Below are 20,044 nucleotides of genomic sequence, written 5' to 3' on the forward strand. Positions count from 1 at the left end.
AGTGCTCGGCCGCGTCCGCACCTCCTGTTTCCGCGTCGCCAGAGACAGCTGAGGACAGTGCTGCGACCTAGCACGGAACCAGATCGGTCTTGCCGCCTTGGCCCCGGGGCCGGGGCCGGGGCCGGGGCCTCAGGCCAAAAATTTCAATTGCGCCACAGGATATGGGGGTTGGACTGCCATGGGGCGGCCGCCCCATCCAACACCCTTCCAATGTTGGAAAATAGCTGATCTATCCTGCCAGATGCCGGCTTACGCCTTCCTTCATCCGTCACGCGCCACGCCGCCTCGGCAACGCCCATCTGCACGATCACGCGCCGCCGATGCAGTGTCGCTTCGTGGTCGCCTTGTGGTCGCGTTCCGGTCCCTTCGGGCCGGAAAAGCCCGGTGACACTGTGAACTTCGCCCCTGTCGTTTTTGCCATCGGCGGCGCCATATCCGCGGCCCATCGCACGGCCATCGCTGCCGCTCCGACTACGGCGCGAACCCCTTGCGCAGCCGGCATGGCCCGCTCAACTGGACATTGCGCCAAGGGGCGACTAACCGGGCGCGAATCCCTGCCACCACTCGACATAAAGGCGATTCGATGACGCTGCCCCTTCAGGATACGATCCTCATCGTGGATTTCGGCAGCCAGGTGACTCAGCTTATCGCCCGGCGCGTGCGCGAAGCCGGGGTCTATTCCGAAATCGCCCCCTTCACCGCCGCCGCCGAGGCTTTCGAGCGTTTAAAGCCCAAGGGCATCATTCTGTCCGGCTCGCCCGCCGGCGTCCCCGATGAAGGCAGCCCGCGCGCGCCGCAGGCCCTGTTCGATGCGGGCGTGCCGATTCTGGGCATCTGCTACGGCCAGCAGGTGATGAGCCATCAATTGGGCGGCGAAGTCCGCCCTGGCCATGAAACCGGCGAGGGCGGGGAATTTGGCCGCGCGTTCCTCACCGTCACCGAACCCTGCGCCCTGTTCGACGGTCTGTGGGAGGTCGGCGAGCGGCATCAGGTGTGGATGAGCCATGGCGACAAGGTCACGCAATTCGCGCCGGGCTTCAAGATCGTCGCCGTGTCGGACGGCGCGCCCTTCGCCGTCATCGCCGACGAAGACCGCAAATTCTATGGCACGCAATTCCACCCCGAAGTCGTCCACACGCCGGACGGCGGCAAGCTGATCGCCAATTTTGTCCGCCATGTCTGCGGCCTCGCGGGCGATTGGACCATGGCCGAGTTCCGCCAGGTCAAGATCGCCGAAATCCGTAGCCAAGTTGGCGACGGTCGGGTCATCTGCGGCCTGTCGGGCGGGGTCGACAGCGCGGTGGCGGCGGTGCTGATCCACGAAGCGATCGGCGATCAGCTGACCTGCGTCTTTGTCGATCATGGCCTGATGCGTCTGGGCGAAGCGGAACAGGTGGTGAGCCTGTTCCGCGAACATTATGGCATCAAGCTTGTGCATGTGAATGCGGAGGACCGCTTCCTAGGCGGGCTTGCCGGTCTCACCGACCCGGAAAAGAAGCGCAAGTTCATCGGCGGCGAATTCATCGCCGTGTTCGAGGAGGAAGCGGCAAAGATCGGCGGCGCCGACTTCCTGGCGCAAGGCACGCTTTACCCTGACGTCATCGAATCCGTGTCCTTCACCGGCGGTCCATCGGTCACGATCAAGTCGCACCATAATGTCGGTGGCTTGCCCGAACGAATGAACATGAAGCTGGTCGAACCCCTGCGCGAACTGTTCAAGGACGAAGTGCGCGTGCTGGGCAAGGAACTCGGCCTGCCCGACATTTTCGTTGGTCGCCATCCCTTCCCCGGCCCCGGCCTTGCCATCCGCATCCCCGGCGAAGTGACCAAGGAACGCTGCGACATATTGCGCAAGGCCGACGCGATTTATCTGGAAGAGATCCGGTCAGCCGGCCTCTATGATGCGATTTGGCAGGCGTTTGCGGTGCTGCTCCCCGTCCGCACCGTGGGCGTGATGGGCGACCATCGCACCTATGACAGCGTCTGCGCCGTGCGCGCCGTCACCTCGACCGACGGCATGACCGCCGACATCTACCCCTTCGACGCCGCGTTCTTGAGCCGCGTCGCCACCCGTATCATCAACGAGGTGAAGGGCATCAACCGCGTCGTCTACGACTATACCAGCAAGCCCCCCGGCACGATCGAGTGGGAGTGACGGATATCATCGGCGGCAATGGCGTCGGTTTAAGGCGGTCGGTTTCGTCTGCGCGTCTCCTTGGCCTCTGAGCGCATCCAAAATAGCAATGGGGCACGCGTGGCGCTCGTCGTGGATCAGCTACTCCCCCGGCCCGCCCGCTGCCTGCCCGAAATCGTGCTGGGCCGTCGTCCGGTCATGCGACGATACCAGCGGGAGAAATAGGACGGGTCCTCGAACGACAACTCGTCGGCGACATCGGCGCAGCTTGCATTGGTGAAGCGCAGCAGACGTGTCGCTTCGACCGCGAGGCGTTGGTGGAGATAGTCCATCGGGCTCACCCCCAGCGCCTCCCCGACCCGCCGCGTGAGGGTACGCTCGGTACAACATAGCCCCTGCGCGTAGAAAGCCAGCCGCCGCTCCCGACGGCAATGCGCCTCGACCAGCGCCTGGAAGCGCATGACAAGGCGGTCGCCATGCTGGCGCGCCGGTTGGCCGCATTCCTCCGCCGCGATGCGCAGCAACGCCTCTGCCAGCGACCGACGCAGCAGTTCGCGCGGAGGTTCATGGCCGCTGGCGAGCAAGACCTGCTCACCCATGGCGCGCAGCCTGTCGGCCATCATGGCACTGATGGACGCGATGTGCGGCTCGCCCAGCAGGTTGCGCAACAGTGCGTCCTGACCGAGCGACTGGACCAGCCGGTTCGACAGGGTGAGGACGAAGCCGCTCACCCCGGGTTCGAAGCGGAAGGCATGCACGGTTCCGCTCGGGACGATCAGTATGAAAGGGACGCAAGGATTCTCGCCATGCGATCCAAGCGTGATCGCGGCCTGTCCTTCAAATACCAGCAGCAGCTGGCAAAGCGCAGGATGGCGATGCGCCGGGATATTCCAGTCATACCGTACACTTCGCGCGGCGATCGTCTCGCAGTGGACCAGTTCCTCCCGGCTTCCCGTCGGATCTTCTCCCAAAAGGGCATAGCGGGGAATGTCGACACCTGATCGGGACATAACCGAAAAATGCCAGAGTTTAGCGCGTCTGTCCCTTAGAATCCGTGGCCCCGCAGGCGATAAGCGGCCCTAGAGCGAGATTTCGGAGCTGGGAGAGGCATCATCAAAACGCAGGTCTGCATTATCGGTGGCGGCCCTGCCGGTCTGCTGCTTGGCCATTTGCTTCATGCAGAAGGCATCGCGTGCGTTGTGCTGGAGCGACACACGGCTGCCCATATATTGGCGCGCATCCGCGCGGGCGTACTCGAACAGGTTACCGTCGGACTGATGGAAAGGCTGGGCCTCGACGCCCGCATGAAGGCTGAGGGCCTCCCGCATGGCGGGTTCAATCTGGCCGATGGCGAGCGGCTGATCCATATCAACGTCGCTGCGCTGACCGGCAAACAGGTCATAGTCTACGGCCAAACGGAGATCACCCGCGACCTGATGGATGCCAGCGACGAGCGTGGCCTTCAGATCGTCTACGGTGCCCAGGATGTCGCGCTTCACGATATCGACAGCGACGCCCCGTATGTCATCTATACTATCGAGGGTGTCCGCCAGCGCGTCGATTGCCGGTTCATCGCGGGGTGTGACGGATTCCACGGCCCTTCCCGAAAGGCCGTTCCCGCCAGAGTCAGTAAGGAGTTCGAGCGGGTCTATCCCTTCGGCTGGCTTGGCATTCTGGCGGACGTCGCGCCCTGCAATCACGAACTGATCTACGCCAATCACGAGCGCGGCTTTGCACTGGCGTCGATGCGGTCGGCCACCCGCAGCCGATATTATATTGATGTGCCCCTGACCGAGAAGGTCGAGGACTGGCCCGACGACCGCCTCTGGGACGAGCTGGCCATCCGCCTTGGTCCTGACGCGGCGGCGAATATGACGCGTGGCCCCAGCATCGAGAAGAGCATCGCGCCATTGCGGTCCTTCGTCTTCGCGCCAATGCGGCACGGCTCGCTGCTTCTGTGCGGCGACTCCGCGCATATCGTACCGCCGACCGGCGCGAAGGGGCTGAATCTGGCGGCCAGCGACGTCCACTATGCGGCCCATGCACTGACTGCCTTTTTCGGCAGGAACGATGCGGAAGCCATCGGGGCCTATTCCGACAGGGCGCTGGCCCGTGTGTGGAAAGCCGAACGCTTCAGCTGGTCGCTGACCCGTCTGATGCATCGCTTTCCGGAGGATGGTCCCTTCGAACGCGCAATGCAGGTTGCCGAGCTCGATTATATCGCCTCGAGCCAGGCCGCGCAGACATCGATCGCCGAAAATTACGTCGGGCTGCCGGTTTGACGGAAGGACGCCAGCCAAAACCAGCGCGAGGCGTTACACCTCCTCGGGCCAATAGAGCCGCATGGGATTGGTGACGAGCAGCTTGTGCTGCAATTCGGGTGTCGGCGCGATGCGCGGTATCATGTCGACGATATGGCCGTCGTCGGGGATTTCGTCCTGCATGTTGGGATGCGGCCAGTCGGTGCCCCATAGCGCGCGGTCGGGATAGTCGGCGACGAGCGGCGCGACGGCGGCTGCGAAATTGTCCCATGGATCGCCCATCCCGCCTTCGAGCCGGGCATCGAGACGGTCGGGGCATGTGGCCTTGAACCAGATGTCCTCCCGGCTGTCGAGCAGCGAGCGGAACGCCCGCATGTCATCGCCGTCCGGCCCTTGTCGAACGTCCGGGCGCCCCATGTGGTCCACCACGACCGGCACCGGAAGAGCGGCGATGAACTCGCGCATCTCGTCCAGAATGTCCGCCTCAAAATAGATCACCACATGCCAGCCACCGGGCAGGCGCGAGGCGACCTGGAGAAACTTGTCTCTGGGCGCGGCATCTACAAGGCGCTTCAGAAAATTGAAGCGGACGCCGCGAATGCCTCCATCGTGCAGCGCTGCCAGTTCCGCATCGGAAATCGCCGGATCGACGACCGCCACGCCGCGCGCCTTTCCGCCCGACTTCGCTATCGCGTTCAGCGTGGCGGCATTGTCCGTGCCGTGGCAACTCGCCTGCACGATGACATTGCGCGCAAAACCCAGATGATCGCGCAGCGCGAACAGCATCTCCGGACCGGCATCCTCCGGCAGATATTTCGCTTTCGCGCTGAAGGGGAAGGCCGCCATTGGGCCGAATACGTGGCAGTGGGCATCGACCGCGCCCGCAGGCGGGGCGAAGCGCGGTCTCGACGGGGCCGGATGCCATGAGGTGATACGGTCAGGCATAGACGATCCCATCCATCAGCTTGCGCGCGGTTCGAAGCAGCGCGCTGGAAATAACCTCGCCGTCCCGTTTGACTTCCAGAACACAGCTCATTTCCCCGCTCGGATGCTCGATGGAGAGCAGCTTGCGCGTCCCCGCCGGAACAACGGCAACATCTGCGGCAGGCGAGCCTTCGACCAGACATGCAGTGGCCACGGTCACCGCGCCCAGAACGCCGATCGAAGCGTGGGCGCGATGCGGAATGAACACGCGGGTCGTGACCGCTCCGCCATTGCGGGGCGGTGCTACGAGCGTCATCTTGGGCACGCTCTTGTCCGCGACATCGCCCAGGTTCATGAGCGGCCCCGCCTTGAGGCGTATCGCCTCGATTGTCTCGCGGATCGGTCTGAAGCCATCGGCCTCCAACTCCTCGCGGCTTTCATAGCCGGTCGCGCCGACCGCTTCGGCGCGGAAGATGACGCAGGGCATTCCGTTATCGATCAACGTGCAGGCCACGCCCTCGATCACATCGACCGCATTGCCGGTTGGCAGCAAGGCGCCGCAGGACGACCCGGCGGTATCGCGAAAGTCGAGCGGGACCGGCGCATGGCTGCCGGGCACGCCGTCGATGCGTGCGTCGCCCGCGTAGGTGACCTTGCCTCCCGGCGTTTCGACCGTCGCGATCGCGACCTGCCCTGTGTTCTCCATATGGATCGCCACGCGCGTTTGATCGCCTCCAGGCGCGACCAGCCCGCGTTCGATGGCAAAGGGGCCGACGCCCGCCAGCATGTTTCCGCAATTCTGCGCGCCGGACACCGTGGCCCGATCGACGAAGACCTGAAGGAACAGGTAATCGACATCGATGCCATCGCGGTCCGATGGCGACACCACGGCAACCTTGCTGGTCAGCGGATCGGCCCCGCCCATGCCGTCAATCTGCCGCTGGTCGGGCGACCCCATTACGCCCAGCAAGAACGCATCGCGCTCTCTCGTGTCGGGCGGCAGGTCGCTCTTGAGGAAAAAGCCGCCCTTCGACGTCCCGCCCCGCATCCACATCACGGGTGCGGATCGCGGCACGTCAGACATATGTCAGCCCTTCCTTAGCCAAGCGTTCGCGCATCGCGTACATGTCGAGGCCGAGCACGCCTGACGCCAGCTTTTCGCGCTTTTCGGCTTCATTGGCTTCGCGCGCGCGGGCGGCCTCCAGAACCTTGGCCGCCTTCTCGCGCGGTACACAGACCACGCCGTCGTCGTCGGCCACAATCACATCACCAGGGTTGATGGCCGCGCCGGCGCAGATGACGGGCACGTTCACGCTGCCCAATGTGTTCTTCACCGTACCCTGCGCGAAGATCGCCTTGGACCAGACCGGAAAGCCCATCTCGGTCAGATCGCGCACGTCGCGTACGCCTGCGTCGATTATCAGCCCCCGACACCCGCGGGCCTGCGCGCTCGTCGCCAAAAGGTCGCCGAAATAGCCGTCCTCGCATGGCGATGTAGGCGCGAGCAGCAATATGTCTCCATCCTGAAGCTGTTCGATGGCGACATGCACCATCCAGTTGTCACCGGGGGCGGCACTGATGGTCACCGCGCTGCCCGCGACGCGCGCTCCGGGATAGATCGGGCGCATATAGCTGGCGAGCAGGCCGGTACGGTCCTGCGCCTCATGGACGGTGGCAACGCCGCAGCGGGCCAGACCGTCGACGACGGCGCGGTCGGCCCTCGCAATATTCTGAACGACAATGCCTGCCATGGCCTTCTCCTTCGGATGGACCGCGTGATCGGAGCGACCACTAAAGGCAGCACTCCAAAAAAGAGAATGCGGATTTGCTGGCGACATGATTAGTTTTGGCTAAAACTCATGACATGGACCTGTGGGCTCTCAACCTTCGCCACCTCGACGCTATGGCACGCATCGTCGAACTGGGCACGATCAACGCCGCGGCCCGCAAGGTGAACCTCACCCAGTCCGCGATCACGCAGGCGATCGCACGGCTGGAAGCGCAGCTGGGCGTGTCGCTATTCTATCGGAAGGCTCAGGGCATGTCACCGACCGAACCGGCACTGCTGCTGGCCCCGAGGGTCGAGGCGGCGATGCGCCAGATCGGCAGCACCCATGTGACGATGGCGCGGATGCGCGCGCTGCTCGCACTCGCCGATGCGGGAAGCTATGCCGGTGCTGCGGAGGCGACGAAGCTTTCGATGCCCTCGCTCCACCGCGCGGTGACGGATTTATCGCTCGCCTCGCGGCGAAAGCTGGTCGAGCGGCGCGGCAGGACACTGGCCTTCACCGAGGCCGGGCTGCGCACCGTGCGCGCGTTCCGGCTTGCCCGCGCAGATCTTCTGGCGGGCTTGTCCGAGGTCGAGGCGCTGCTGGGCCGCGAAACGCGCGTCATCACGATCGGCGCGATGCCGCTGTCGCGTGCCCGAATCCTGCCCGCCGCTGTGGTCCGCTTCGCCCGATCCTGGCCAGCGATCAAGATCGCCATCGTTGAGGGATCGCGCAGTGAGCTGCTTGAGCCGCTGCGCGACGGGGCGATCGATTTCACCCTGGGCGCCTTGCGTGATCCGATGGTCGAGCCCGACCTGTTGCAGGAGCCGCTTTTCGAAGACCGTCCGCAAGTGTTCGCACGAAGGGGGCATCCTCTTGAAAATGCGCGGCCCGACCTGGCGGCGCTGGCACGCCACGAGTTTCTGTTGCCTCCGACGGGAACGCCGCTGCGCGACCTGTGGGACGAGGGATTTCGAGGGGTCGGGCTCGATCCGCCGCGAGTCACGCTGGAGACGGGATCGGTGATGATGATCCGGCAGATGCTGCTGGAGACGGATCGCCTCACGCTGCTGTCGCCCGACCAGCTGTCGGCGGAAATCGCGGCCGGGATGGTCGTGCCCGTTCTGACACCCCAGAGCGGGCCGGTGCGCAGCATCGGCATAACCATGCGCGCGGAATGGCGTCCGACCAGCGCACAGGGGGCTTTCCTGGAGACGTTGCGCGCCCTATCGTGCTGACGACGAACGAAGGGCATTAGCCTGAACTAATCTCTTTGTCAGGCTTTCGATTGGCGGGAAGGCGGGGCGTGAACGCATGGTGCCGCCGTGGAAACGACAGCGCAAACACCCGTTGCCCTCATCGGCTATGGCGAGGCGGGACACAGCTTCGCGAGCGCCGCGGCATGGCGGGGGCGGGCGGTCGCGTTCGATATCGATCCGTTGCGCGGCCCCGTCATGACGGCCGATGGCGTCCGGCCTTGTTCTGACATGGCGGAGGCGCTGGGCCATGCTGCGCTGCTGCTTTCGCTGGTGACGGCGGATGCGGCGTTGGATGTTGCGCAGCAAGCGGCGAGTTCGCTGAGACCTGGCGCGCTGTTCTGCGACATGAATTCGGTCGCGCCGGGCACCAAGCGCGAGGCCGCCGATGCGATCGCGGCAGGCGGCGGTAGATATGTCGACGTCGCGGTGCTGGCGCCGGTCCAGCCAGCGCTGATGCGCGTTCCTTTGCTGGTCGCGGGCCCGGATGCGGAAGAGGCTGGGGCGTTACTGCGCGATCTCGGCTTCGAGAATGTCCGCATGGTCGGCGATCAGGTCGGTCGCGCCTCCGCCATCAAGATGATCCGCTCGGTGATGGTCAAAGGCATCGAAGCCTTGACCGCCGAGATGATGATTGCAGCTGAAGCGGCGGGCGTGACTGATGAGGTTCTGGCCTCGCTCGATGCGAGCGAACGGACGATCCCGTGGGGTGCCCGCGCGATCTACAATATCGAGCGGATGACCACCCATGGCCTGCGTCGCGCCGCCGAAATGGCGGAAAGCGCGCGGACGCTGGAGGAACTGGGCGTCGAACCGCTGATGACGTCGGGAATCGTGAAGCGCCAGCGGCTGATGGCGGGGCGCGCAAGCGATTGGCGTACGTTGAACGGGGGAGACGGCAAGTGAGTCTGATTATTGATTGCCACGGCCACTACACCGTGCTGCCGAAGGCCCATGATCAATGGCGCGAGGACCAGGTGGCGGCTTTCCGGGCCGGCACCGCGCCGCCGCCGTACCCCGACATCCCGGACGACGAAGTCCGGCGGACCATCGAGGACAACCAGCTGCGCCTGATCCGGGAGCGCGGCGCGGACCTGACGATCTTTTCCCCCCGTGCATCCGCAATGGCGCACCATGTGGGCGACCAGCATGTTTCCGAAACATGGGCCCAGCATTGCAACAATCTGGTCTATCGCGTGACAAAGCTGTTCCCCGACACCTTCGTGGGCGTTTGCATGCTTCCGCAAAGCCCGAAAGCGGACCTTGCCGCGAGCGTCAGGGAATTGCGCCGCTGCGTGGAGCAGCTGGGCTTTATCGGCTGCAATCTCAATCCCGATCCGGGGGGCGGGCATTTCGATCATCCACCGCTCACCGACGAATATTGGTTCCCGATCTACGAGGCGATGTGCGAGCTGGACGTGCCCGCCATGATCCATGTGTCGGGCAGCTGCAATCCGGCGATGCATGCGACCGGCGGCTTCTACCTTGCCGCCGATACCGTCGCCTTCATGCAACTGATGCAGGGCGATCTCTTCAGCCGCTTTCCCAGCCTGCGGTTCATCATCCCGCATGGCGGCGGCGCGGTGCCCTATCATTGGGGCCGCTACCGGGGACTGGCCGACATGCTCAAGAAGCCGGCCCTCGACGAATATATCATGAACAACGTGTTCTTCGACACCTGCGTATATCACCAGCCCGGTATCGATTTGCTAGCCGACGTGATCGACACCAAGAACATATTGTTCGGCAGCGAGATGGTAGGCGCGGTGCGCGGGATCGATCCCCGGACAGGTCATTATTTCGACGACACCAAGCGCTATATCGACGCTCTCGACATTTCCGACGCGGAACGTGCTGCCATCTTCGAAGGCAATGCCCGCACTGTGTTCCCGCGCCTGGACGCGATGTTGCGGGCGAGGGGACTGTGACCGCGATGGCGACCTGGCTCACAAATACATGGTATGTGGCGGCGTGGGACGCCGAAGTGTTCAGCACGCCGCTAGCGCGCACGATCTGCGGCATTCCGATGATGGTCTATCGCAAGCTGGACGGCACGGTGGTCGCCATGCGCGACGCGTGCCCGCACCGGCTTCTGCCCCTCTCGATGGGGCTGCGTGAAGGCGATTCGATCCGCTGCAAATATCATGGTCTCAAGCTCGGCCCCGACGGCGTGGCCGAGGAAATGCCGCTGACCGGCGAGGCCCCCAATCGCGGCATCTGCGTCGAAACCTATGTGGTGCACGAGCGTCACCGTATGGTCTGGGTGTGGGTGGGTGACAAGGCGGCGGCGAACCCCGACCTGATCCCGGATCTCTGGCCCTGTTCGAGCGAGGGATGGACGTTCGACGGCGGTTACTATCATGTCGAATGCGACTATCGGCTGATGATCGACAATCTGATGGACCTGACGCACGAGACATATGTGCATGCGGGCTCGATCGGTCAGCCCGAGATTCTGGAGGCCCCGCTCGAATGCCGGACGGAGGGCGAGCGGGTCTATCTCTCGCGATGGATGCCAGGCATCGATGCGCCGCCCTTCTGGCGCAGTGCGCTGGGCCGCGAGGGACTGGTCGATCGCTGGCAGATTTGCGAGTTTCTGCTGCCTTCGGTGGTGATGATCGATGTCGGGGTCGCCCAGACTGGCGCGGGCGCGACGATCGACAGCCACGATCAGGGCGTGCGCGGCATGGTCGTCGACTGCATGACACCCGAAAGTGAGGGCACGCACCATTATTTCTGGGGAATGGCGCGCAATTTCCGTACCGACGATCCTGGCTTCACCGCGCGGTTCAAGGCTCAGCAAGGCGGCGTTTTTGCGGAGGACAAGGCGCTTCTGGAAGCGCAGCAGAAGTCGATCGCTGCCAATCCCGACCTGAAGCTGGCGGGGTATTCGATCGATCAGGGCGGCGTTCGGGCCCGGCAGATGATTGCCCGCGCGATAAGAGCGCGGCTTTCAGACCGACAGGAGCAGACCGCATGACCGGGCCGCGCGACATTCATGCCTATCTCGCCGCGTTCGACGATATTCCCGGTACGCGGGTCTACACCGCCGCGCGCGCGCGAAAAGGCTATCAACTGAACCAGTTCGCGATGAGCCTGATGAAGGAAGGCAATCGCCAGCGCTTCCGGACCGACGAGAAGGCCTATCTGGACGCGTGGCCCCTCACCGACGAGCAGAAGCGGGCCATCATCGACCGCGATTACAACCAAATGCTCGATCTTGGCGGGAACATCTATTTCCTCGCCAAGATTTTTTCCTGTGACGGCCTGTCCTTTGTTCAGGCCGTCTCGACGATGACGGGCATGAGCGTCGAGGATTATCAGGCCATGATGAACGCTGGCGGGCGTTCCCCGGACGGCGTCCGGTCGATAAGGGACAAGAACTGATGGCGCGCATCACCCACGGCATCGCATGCAGCCATATCCCCGTGCTGGGCTATGCGTTCGATCATGGCAAGGAAGGCGAGGCTTATTTCAAGCCCGCTTTCGACGGTTTCGAATGGACCCGCCGATTCCTCGCGGACGAAAAACCCGATGTGATCGTGCTGGTTTATAACGACCACGCATCGGCATTCGACATGAAGATCATCCCGACCTTCGCCATTGGCTGCGGCGACGTCTACCACCCCGCGGACGAGGGATTCGGCGCGCGCCCGGTGCCGCCGGTCGAGGGACACGCTGACCTTGCCTGGCATATCGCGCAGTCGCTGATCCTCGACGAATTCGACATGACGATCATCAACGAGATGGAGGTGGACCACGGCCTGACCGTGCCGCTGTCGATGATGTACGGCCATGTCGACACATGGCCGGTCAAGGTGATCCCGCTCGCCGTCAATGTCGTGACCTATCCGCCGCCGTCGGGCAATCGCTGCTGGGCGCTGGGCGAGGCGATCGCACGTGCCGTCGCGAGCTTCCCCGAGGATCTGAAAGTGCAGGTCTGGGGCACCGGCGGCATGAGCCACCAGCTCCAAGGGCCGCGCGCGGGCCTCATCAACAGGGCATGGGACAACCGCTTCCTTGACCGGCTGACCGGCGACACGCAGGAGCTGCGCCACATCCCCCATATCGAATATTTGCGCGAGACAGGCAGCGAGGGGATCGAGATGGTCATGTGGCTGATCATGCGCGGCGCGCTGGGTACGCGCACAAGGGCGCTTCACCGCCACTATCATGTGCCTGTCAGCAATACGGCGCTCGGCCATCTGGTGCTCGAACCGGTGGATGGCACCATTCCACCCGGCCCGACACCGGCAGGCAATGACGCGGCCGCACAGGCACCGATCGCCTGACAACCCCATTTTATCCGGGAGACCGAAACATGAAGATCGCACTCGTCGGCGCGGGCGCCTTTGGTGAAAAGCACCTCGATGGCCTCAAGAATATCGAAGGTGTGGAGATCGCCTCGGTCATCTCCCGGTCAGCGGAGCAGGCCGCGGATGTCGCCGCCCGATATGGCGCGCCGCATTCGGGTACCGATCTGGCCGAAGCGTTGGCCTTGCCCGAAGTGGATGCGGTCATCCTGTGCACCCCAACGCAGATGCATGCCGGGCAGGCCATTGCCTGCATGGACGCGGGCAAGCATGTGCAGGTCGAAATTCCGCTCGCCGACAGCTGGCAGGATGCACAGGCGGTCGAGGCAAAAGCCAGGGAAACCGGGCTTGTCTGCATGGTCGGCCACACCCGCCGGTTCAACCCCAGCCATCAATGGGTGAAGAAGAGGATCGAATCGGGCGAGTTCCACATTCAGGCGATGGATGTCGAAACCTTCTTCTTCCGCCGCAAGAACATGAACGCGAAGGGCCAGCCCCGCAGCTGGACGGATCATCTGCTGTGGCACCATTCCGCGCACAGCATCGACATCTTCCAATACATGACCGGATCGAAGGTGATCACAGCCAATGTGCTGCAGGGACCACGGCATCCCGATCTGGGGATTGCGATGGACATGTCGATCCAGCTGAAGACCGAAGCGGGGCAGATCCTGACGCTGGCCCTGTCGTTCAACAATGACGGCCCGCTCGGAACCTTCTTCCGTTATATCGGCGATACCGGTACCTATATCGCGCGCTACGACGATCTCGTCACCGGGCATGAGGAGCCGATTGATGTATCGCAGGTCGATGTGTCCATGAACGGGATCGAACTTCAGGACCGCGAGTTCATCGCTGCCATCCGGGAGGGGCGCGCGCCCAACAGCTCGGTCTCGAGCGTGCTCGATTGCTACCGCGTGATCGGTGAGCTTGCCGCCAGCCTCGAAGCGCAGGACGGCTGGTCCTGATGACGCGCGACCTCGCCGGACGCCGCGTAAACGCCATCGGTCTTGGCTGCATGAACGTGGCCTGGGCCTATGGCTCGCCGCCTCCGCGCGAGGACGCGGTGCGGCTCTTTCGCCAGGCGCTTGACCTCGGCTACGATCACTTCGACACCGCCAACATCTATGGCAAAGGCGTGTCCGAGGAGATTCTGGGCGACGCCATCATGGACCGGCGCGATGAATTCCTGTTGGCGACCAAGACCGGCATCGTCGTCGACGGCCCACGCCGGGGCATCGATTGCAGCCCGGAGGCCATGAGGGCCTCGATCGAGGCAAGCCTGAAGCGGCTGAAGACCGATCATATCGATCTCTTCTACATGCATCGCTTCGATCCAAAGGTTCCGATCGCGGACAGCGTCGGCGCGCTCGCCGAAGCGATCGTCGCGGGCAAGATCGGCGCCTATGGCGTTTCCGAATGGAGCAGCGCGCATATCCGCGAGGCGCATGAAGCCTATCCGATGGCGGCGGTGCAGGCCGAATATTCGCCCTGGACGCGGAACGTCGAACTCGGCGTGCTGGAGACGACGAGGGAACTGGGCATTGCGCTCGTCGCCTTTTCACCCGTCGCGCGCGGGGCACTGGCTGGCGCGCTGGGCGATCCTCTCGTGCTGGCGGAGAAGGATCTGCGCGCCACGCATCCGCGCTTCAGCCGGGAGAACTGGCCGCGCAACATGGACATGATCCGCGCCTTCAACGCTGTCGCAGAGGATGCGGGCATCACTCCGGCGCAACTGTCGCTCGCATGGGTTCTCTCTCGCGGCGACCATGTGCACGCGATCCCCGGTACGGTGAACAGCGATCATATGGCGCAGAATATCGCGGCTCGCGACTTGGCGCTGGATGACGCCGTGCTGGAGAGGGTGGGAGCCATCGTGAACCAGCAGACCGTGTCCGGCCATCGCTATCCTGACGTCATGCGCGCGACCATCGATACCGAGGACTTCTGATCCCGCATCCATGTGGGAGGTGGTGTGCTGTGGCCTCTTCAGGACCATCGCCCCTGAGGATGTTCAGGACACCGGCGCCGCCGAGCGCACGCCCGCAGCGAGCTTGAGTATCCTGCGCTTCAGGTGAGCGCGTTGCCCATATTGCAGTGCGCTATCCAGGAATGGTTCGACCATTTTTGCTCCTCCCTCATATCGCCGCGCCGGGTTTTGGGGAAAGTCCCGGTCGCAGCAGCGCATCCACCGACCATGCGCCGCCACCGCGCGCGACGAGCGGCAGCAGGATCGCGATCCAACTCAGATGGGTAGGCCAGGCGTCGGGATAGACGAAGACCTGGATCACGATCGTCATTCCAAGCAAAGCGAGCGCCGAAAGACGGGTGCCCAGACCGGCTATGAGCAGCAACGGGAACACATGTTCCGACCAGGTCGCCACCGTCGCGGCGAGTTCCGGAGAGATCAACGGCAGCGCATATTCTGTACGGAACAGTTCGTAGGTGCTGTCGGCGATGGTGATGACGCCTTCGACCTTGGTACGTCCCGAGAGGAAGAAGATGACCGCACTACCCAGGCGGGCGACGAGCAGCAGCAAAGCATCGGGCAGGAGCGCGGAGAGGCGCGCGGTTATGCCGTCATAGGATGTCGGTGACAGGTTCATGGATGAACTCCTCGCATGAATCGGCCGGGATGGCGCGAGCCTGCCCGGCCGATCGCTGTCAGGCCTTCTTCGGTGCGAGCGAGCCGTTGCCCTTGGGCGTCTTGATGCTGGTGCAGGTGCCCGCCTTCACTAGTTTCCAGGCATTGCCCTGATAGTCGACCTTCGACGTTCCAGCACAGCTCGTGCCCGGCCCGGCAGCACAGTCATTCTTGCCCGCGAGCGAAACGCCATAGCATTTTTCCATCGCGGGTTTGGTCTGCGCGCCGACCGGCGCAGCGAGGCCTACTGTCATGATGGCGATACTCGCCGCCAATGTGGCATGGGTGCGCATAATCTAAGTCCTTCCAGATATCGCCTCTTCGCGCGGCCCGGCAGAATTGCCTGGGCCGCGCGGTGACCGGGAAGGAGGCGGGGGACCCGTGCCACGACAGGTCATTCGCTGTCGGATCAGTCCGCGTTACAGCCGGGACCAGAAAAATCATTTGCGCCCCGTGTAACCTTTAGGCTGCCCAGAACGAACCTACATGCGAGGAGAGTGCATGCAGACGGGCGAGGAAGTCTTACGCGGACTGATGATAGACGGGCTTGGCGGCGATGCCGCCGCCCACGCGTCATTGCTGCGCCAGATCGTTCCGCTGCTGCGGGGATTCTATCGGCGACGAGTTCGCGGTGCCGATGACGATGTTGAGGATCTTGTGCAGGAAACCCTGATCGCTGTTCACACACGCCGCGGGACCTATGACCGCGACCGTCCATTCACTGCGTGGATGTTTTCCATTGCGCGTTACAAGATGATCGATCATTTCCGACGGGCCGGCCGGTTGCGTCCCATAGGAGACCTGGAAGAGACGTTGGTCGTCGAAGACTTCGAAGCCGGCCTGATCGCGCGGCTAGATATCGACGACCTGCTTGCAGGCCTTCCCCCCAAGCAGGCGCGCATGATTGTCGCAACCCACATAGATGGCCTGACGACGGCAGAGGCGGCCGCTGCGGGGGGCATCGGTCAATCCGATGTGAAGGTTTCGGTTCATCGCGGGCTCAAGGCCCTGATCGCAAAGGTGCAGAGGACCGAGCGATGAACACCGACGATCTTATTCTCAGACTTGCTCGGGATACGCGCCCGGTACGCAGAGGAGCTGTATGGCGGCGGATTGCGATCGGCGTCGCGATCGGCGGCATGGTGGCCGCGTTATTGACGGCGATCGGTATGGGGATGCGCCCCGATCTCGGCGTCGCCATGCAAGGCCCGGCCTTCTGGATAAAATGGGGTTATACCTTGTCGCTATCCGCAGTCGCGCTGGCTGTGACGGCGCAACTTGCGCGGCCAGATACCGGCCGCGTGCGCGGTCTGTGGCTGATCGCGGTGCCCGTCATGTTGCTGGCGTGTCTGGGATTTCTCGAACTGGCCCGCACGCCGCCGTCGGCTTGGCTGACCATGTGGCTCGGACAGAGCTGGAAGACATGTCCCTGGCGGGTATTATCCCTTTCTGCGCCGATCTTTGCCGGGTTATTGTGGTCATTCCGCAAACTGGCGCCAAGCCGGCTGCGCGCCGCTGGGGCCGCCGCAGGCCTGTCGGCAGGCGCGTTCGCCGCGACGGTCTATTGTCTTCACTGTCCGGAGGTATCGGCAATCTTCGTACTGACATGGTATTCGCTTGGCATCCTGCTCGCGACGCTACTCGGCGCTTTGCTGGGCCCCCGCCTGTTGCGCTGGTAAACTTCTGCCCCGCAACGCACTCACCCGGTCAGGGTATATGGCTCCCGGCGTTGGATTTGAGTCTGCTGCTATCGTCGCGATGATCGGCGTCAGGTCCGGCATAATCGGATTTCACAGGCGCGGCTGTAACCAGCGCCTCCCGTGGTCCGAATGGTGGATGCCATCACGGCAGACATATTTTCTGGAGAACGTGCCATGCTCATGATCGACTCCCGCTTCGGCGTCGCGACTGCCGCCGCTGCCATTGCAATCACTGCCGCCGCTGCGCCGACTGTGGCCTTCGCCAACGATAGCACGGCCGCCAAAGGCCAGACCGTCCATTGCTACGGCGTCAACAGTTGCAAGGGCACGTCAGACTGCAAGACCGCGAGCAACGAGTGCAAGGGGCTGAACGACTGCAAGGGCCAAGGCTTTAAGGCGATGACCGCCAAGGCCTGTACGAAGGCCGGCGGTAGCCTCACCGAGCCGAAATGATATCCATCGGCCCGGCGTGTCATCACGCCGGGCCGATCATCCCCGGCAGGGAGCGACCAGATGACACCGACCTTTTCCGGATTTGGCCTTGGCCTGCGCAAGCCCCATTATGGCGACTTTCTCGAACATAGGATTGCTGTCGACTTTCTCGAGGTGATTTCCGAGAACTTCATGGTCGACGGCGGCCGTCCCCGGCAGATTCTTCGCGATATCCGCGCGCGCTACCCGGTGGCGCTGCACGGCGTATCGATGTCACTTGGTTCGGCAGATGGGGTCGATGGCGCGTATCTTGCGCGACTGCGCGCGTTGGTCGATGAGGTCGAGCCCCTTTTCATCTCCGATCATCTAAGCTGGAGCCAGCTGGAGGGCTTCAATGCGCACGACCTGCTGCCATTGCCTTATACGCAGGAAGCACTCGACATCGTCTGCGCCAATATCGACCGCGCGCAGGAAGCGCTCGGCCGCATCATGCTGATCGAGAACCCTTCAACCTATATCGACTTTGCATCCTCCGATATGAGCGAATGGGAATTCATCGACATGATGTGCGCTCGAACGGGCTGCGAGCTGTTGCTCGACGTCAACAACCTGTTCGTCAGCGCCAGCAATCATGGGTTTGATCCCCTCGCTTGTCTGGATGCGGTGCCTCATGCACGCGTGCGCCAGATCCATCTGGCGGGCCACAGCCGAGGCGAAACGTTGCTGGTCGATACGCATGACCGGCAGGTCCCGGCGTCGGTGTGGAGTCTCTATGCCCACGTCTTGCCGCGACTTGGACCGGTGGCGACGATGATCGAGCGCGACGACGCTATTCCGCCGCTGCATGATTTACTGGGCGAACTTGGGACCGCGCGGGAGATCGCGCGTGAGCGGGTCGGTACGACGCCATGAACTTGCTAGCGCTGCAACGCGACTTGCGCGCCTTCCTCCTGGCCGAGGACGAGACTGCCGCTACACGTCTGGGTGCGTCGGCCAGGCCCGGACTGAGCGTCTATTTGAACAATTATCGCGCGCAGCTTGTCACAGTGCTGGAAGGCAGCTTCGCACAGACGCATGCCTGGATTGGAGACCAGGCATTTCTTCGTGCGGCCGCGCAACATATCGACCGGGTGCCGCCCAGCAGTTGGACGCTTGATGCTTACGCGCGTGACTTTCCTGAAACGCTCGCCTGGCTCTATCCGAAGGATGCGGACATAGCGGAGATCGCCCGTATCGAACTCGCGCTTGAGGAATGCTTCGTAGCCTCTGATCATTCAGCGCTGACGGTCGAGCAGCTTCATGACGTGACGTGGGATAGCGCGATTCTGCGCATCGCGCCGACGATCGATTTCGTGCAACTCACGACCAACGCTTTTGCAATCTGGTCAGCCCTGGTCGGAAACGAAACGCCTCCCGCTGCGGAGCCGTTGACCAGTATCGCCCTGGTGTGGCGACAGGATTGCCGAAATCGCATCCGTCTCCTGGAGGCTTTTGAATATCAGGCTTTGCTGAAAATCCGGGGCGGTATGGCATTTGGCGATCTGTGCGACGGCGTCGTGGATATCCACGGAGCGGCCGAAGGCGCGGCTCGGGCGGGCGGATGGCTCGGCCGCTGGATCGGCGATGGCCTGATCGTCGCGATCGAGGCGGCACCCGGATGACTGCGACAATGCGGGCATAGGTGACCCGGCGATCGCTCCAGATGGCCCCGTGTGGGCAATATTGTCCGGCACTCCCACGTACCAAAGCGGCTGCGGAACCGGACCAGCGCAGCGGCGCTGCCAGCCACATGCGATTTTGCCGATCATTGTGTAACCATGTCTCGCGCCGCCGCGTATTAAGGCTCGGATACGGGAGCGAACCATGAAGAACTTTGTTTTCAGTGAAGCTGTGGTGATGGCCGGCCTACGGTGGACCATCGTGCTCATTTTCATGCTTTTCGGCCTCGCCAAATTTGCTGAATATGAGGCGGCTGGCGTGGCCAAGATCGCGGCTCATTACCCGCTTTTCGCGTGGATGTATCCGCTCTGGGGCGAAAGTGGAGCGAGCAATGTGATCGGAACCATCGAGTTGTTGACTGGCGCGATGATCGCAGTCGGCGCATTCTCCGCGCGGGCCAGTTTTGTTGGCGGACTGATGGGCATATTCACCTTCTGTGTGACGCTTAGTTTTTCACTTGGAGCGCCAGCTTTTTGGGAAGCCGGCTATGGCGCGCCATACCTGGGGTCGACCGGACAGTTTCTCGTCAAGGATGCGGTGCTGCTGGCGGCGTGTTTTGCAATCATGGTTGATGGCCTTCGTCGCCATACGGCACCCTGATGCGGCGCCTGTCTGGCCAAATGGCGGGGCAAGATGCTTGACCCGAAGAACTCGGCGGGTAGACGCCGATGATAAGGGCATTGCCCTCGATCCTCGCCCCTTTGCCCGCCCCGGCTGACGGATCACGAGGGTGTTCTGTCCAAAAACTTCGGAGAGCTGGATGCGCTGACGCAAGGAAGGTGCTCTGCCTAATTCGGCTCAAGGCTTAGGGCGGCATTCAGTCGAAGCGAAACAGATTGGGTTCGGTCGATCAGTCATTCTCACGATCGTACAGCGGCGCTGACACGCATAT

The 20,044-nt window shown here is 63.2% G+C and carries 22 protein-coding genes; 16 read left to right on the plus strand and 6 right to left on the minus strand.

The features are described from left to right. The first annotated feature begins 583 nt into the window (after positions 1-583). A complete protein-coding gene (guaA, locus tag B2V90_RS00105) occupies positions 584-2,155 on the plus strand; it encodes a glutamine-hydrolyzing GMP synthase (protein WP_228221647.1) in 1,572 nt (523 codons plus the stop codon). A 116-nt stretch (positions 2,156-2,271) separates the two neighbouring features. Here the strand turns inward: guaA and B2V90_RS00110 are convergent, their stop codons facing one another. Continuing rightward, positions 2,272-3,144, minus strand: coding sequence for a helix-turn-helix domain-containing protein (locus tag B2V90_RS00110; RefSeq protein ID WP_228221646.1), 873 nt, complete (start codon positions 3,142-3,144; stop codon positions 2,272-2,274). Positions 3,145-3,246: 102 nt separating this feature from the next. On the opposite strand from B2V90_RS00110, the gene pobA reads away from it, so the two are divergent. Beyond that, positions 3,247-4,416, plus strand: a complete 1,170-nt coding sequence (gene pobA, locus B2V90_RS00115) for a 4-hydroxybenzoate 3-monooxygenase (protein WP_228221685.1) — start codon at positions 3,247-3,249, stop codon at positions 4,414-4,416. Between the two features lie 33 nt (positions 4,417-4,449). On the opposite strand, the gene B2V90_RS00120 is transcribed toward pobA, so the two are convergent. The 3 genes from B2V90_RS00120 to ligK are packed head-to-tail and all read right to left on the minus strand — an operon-like array spanning position 4,450 to position 7,070. After that, the gene (locus B2V90_RS00120; protein WP_228221645.1) at positions 4,450-5,340 is read right to left on the minus strand and encodes an amidohydrolase family protein; all 891 of its coding nucleotides are present in this window, start codon (positions 5,338-5,340) and stop codon (positions 4,450-4,452) included. Beyond that, a complete protein-coding gene (locus B2V90_RS00125) occupies positions 5,333-6,403 on the minus strand; it encodes a 4-oxalomesaconate tautomerase (protein WP_228221644.1) in 1,071 nt (356 codons plus the stop codon). The genes B2V90_RS00120 and B2V90_RS00125 overlap by 8 nt, the downstream gene beginning before the upstream one ends. Continuing rightward, positions 6,396-7,070, minus strand: a complete 675-nt coding sequence (gene ligK / locus B2V90_RS00130; RefSeq protein WP_228221643.1) for a 4-carboxy-4-hydroxy-2-oxoadipate aldolase/oxaloacetate decarboxylase — start codon at positions 7,068-7,070, stop codon at positions 6,396-6,398. The genes B2V90_RS00125 and ligK overlap by 8 nt, the downstream gene beginning before the upstream one ends. 113 nt (positions 7,071-7,183) lie before the next feature. On the opposite strand from ligK, the gene B2V90_RS00135 reads away from it, so the two are divergent. From B2V90_RS00135 to B2V90_RS00170, 8 genes are all read left to right on the plus strand, one after another. Continuing rightward, positions 7,184-8,326: a LysR family transcriptional regulator gene (locus B2V90_RS00135; RefSeq protein ID WP_228221642.1), complete on the plus strand. Its 1,143-nt coding sequence runs from the start codon at positions 7,184-7,186 to the stop codon at positions 8,324-8,326. Positions 8,327-8,413: 87 nt separating this feature from the next. Then, positions 8,414-9,250, plus strand: a complete 837-nt coding sequence (locus B2V90_RS00140; RefSeq protein WP_228221641.1) for an NAD(P)-dependent oxidoreductase — start codon at positions 8,414-8,416, stop codon at positions 9,248-9,250. Next, positions 9,247-10,272: an amidohydrolase family protein gene (locus tag B2V90_RS00145; protein WP_228221640.1), complete on the plus strand. Its 1,026-nt coding sequence runs from the start codon at positions 9,247-9,249 to the stop codon at positions 10,270-10,272. Before B2V90_RS00140 ends, B2V90_RS00145 begins: the two co-directional genes overlap by 4 nt. A 5-nt stretch (positions 10,273-10,277) precedes the next feature. After that, positions 10,278-11,324: an aromatic ring-hydroxylating dioxygenase subunit alpha gene (locus B2V90_RS00150; RefSeq protein ID WP_228221639.1), complete on the plus strand. Its 1,047-nt coding sequence runs from the start codon at positions 10,278-10,280 to the stop codon at positions 11,322-11,324. Continuing rightward, positions 11,321-11,731, plus strand: a complete 411-nt coding sequence (ligA, locus tag B2V90_RS00155) for a protocatechuate 4,5-dioxygenase subunit alpha (protein WP_228221638.1) — start codon at positions 11,321-11,323, stop codon at positions 11,729-11,731. Before B2V90_RS00150 ends, ligA begins: the two co-directional genes overlap by 4 nt. Continuing rightward, positions 11,731-12,636 carry a class III extradiol dioxygenase subunit beta gene (locus B2V90_RS00160; protein WP_228221637.1) on the plus strand — a complete coding sequence of 302 codons (906 nt, stop codon included), beginning with the start codon at positions 11,731-11,733 and terminating at the stop codon, positions 12,634-12,636. Before ligA ends, B2V90_RS00160 begins: the two co-directional genes overlap by 1 nt. 29 nt (positions 12,637-12,665) lie before the next feature. Next, entirely contained in the window at positions 12,666-13,625 is a 960-nt protein-coding gene (locus B2V90_RS00165; protein ID WP_228221636.1) for a Gfo/Idh/MocA family oxidoreductase, read from the plus strand. After that, the gene (locus B2V90_RS00170; protein WP_228221635.1) at positions 13,625-14,608 is read left to right on the plus strand and encodes an aldo/keto reductase; all 984 of its coding nucleotides are present in this window, start codon (positions 13,625-13,627) and stop codon (positions 14,606-14,608) included. The genes B2V90_RS00165 and B2V90_RS00170 overlap by 1 nt, the downstream gene beginning before the upstream one ends. 187 nt (positions 14,609-14,795) lie before the next feature. Here B2V90_RS00170 and B2V90_RS00175 read toward each other — a convergent pair whose 3' ends face one another. Together B2V90_RS00175 and B2V90_RS00180 are read right to left on the minus strand one after the other, a co-directional pair. Further along, positions 14,796-15,263 carry a DoxX family protein gene (locus B2V90_RS00175; protein ID WP_228221634.1) on the minus strand — a complete coding sequence of 156 codons (468 nt, stop codon included), beginning with the start codon at positions 15,261-15,263 and terminating at the stop codon, positions 14,796-14,798. A gap of 58 nt (positions 15,264-15,321) precedes the next feature. After that, on the minus strand, positions 15,322-15,597 hold the full coding sequence (locus B2V90_RS00180) for a DUF2282 domain-containing protein (RefSeq protein WP_037542007.1): 276 nt from the start codon (positions 15,595-15,597) through the stop codon (positions 15,322-15,324). A gap of 205 nt (positions 15,598-15,802) precedes the next feature. On the opposite strand from B2V90_RS00180, the gene B2V90_RS00185 reads away from it, so the two are divergent. The 6 genes from B2V90_RS00185 (at position 15,803) to B2V90_RS00210 (ending at position 19,752) form a co-directional block, all read left to right on the plus strand. Next, entirely contained in the window at positions 15,803-16,342 is a 540-nt protein-coding gene (locus B2V90_RS00185) for a sigma-70 family RNA polymerase sigma factor (RefSeq protein ID WP_009820615.1), read from the plus strand. Then, positions 16,339-16,980, plus strand: a complete 642-nt coding sequence (locus B2V90_RS00190; RefSeq protein ID WP_228221633.1) for a DUF1109 domain-containing protein — start codon at positions 16,339-16,341, stop codon at positions 16,978-16,980. Before B2V90_RS00185 ends, B2V90_RS00190 begins: the two co-directional genes overlap by 4 nt. A 195-nt stretch (positions 16,981-17,175) precedes the next feature. Then, positions 17,176-17,454, plus strand: a complete 279-nt coding sequence (locus B2V90_RS00195; RefSeq protein WP_228221632.1) for a hypothetical protein — start codon at positions 17,176-17,178, stop codon at positions 17,452-17,454. A 60-nt stretch (positions 17,455-17,514) separates the two neighbouring features. Then, positions 17,515-18,345 (plus strand): DUF692 domain-containing protein, encoded by an 831-nt coding sequence (locus tag B2V90_RS00200; RefSeq protein WP_228221631.1) that lies wholly within the window; start codon positions 17,515-17,517, stop codon positions 18,343-18,345. Further along, positions 18,342-19,094 (plus strand): DNA-binding domain-containing protein, encoded by a 753-nt coding sequence (locus B2V90_RS00205; RefSeq protein WP_293919399.1) that lies wholly within the window; start codon positions 18,342-18,344, stop codon positions 19,092-19,094. The genes B2V90_RS00200 and B2V90_RS00205 overlap by 4 nt, the downstream gene beginning before the upstream one ends. A gap of 202 nt (positions 19,095-19,296) precedes the next feature. Beyond that, positions 19,297-19,752, plus strand: a complete 456-nt coding sequence (locus B2V90_RS00210; RefSeq protein WP_228221629.1) for a YkgB family protein — start codon at positions 19,297-19,299, stop codon at positions 19,750-19,752. Positions 19,753-20,044: the final 292 nt, after the last annotated feature.

The organism is Sphingobium sp. UBA5915 (assembly GCF_002431195.1).
In the GTDB taxonomy this organism is placed as follows: domain Bacteria; phylum Pseudomonadota; class Alphaproteobacteria; order Sphingomonadales; family Sphingomonadaceae; genus Sphingobium; species Sphingobium soli.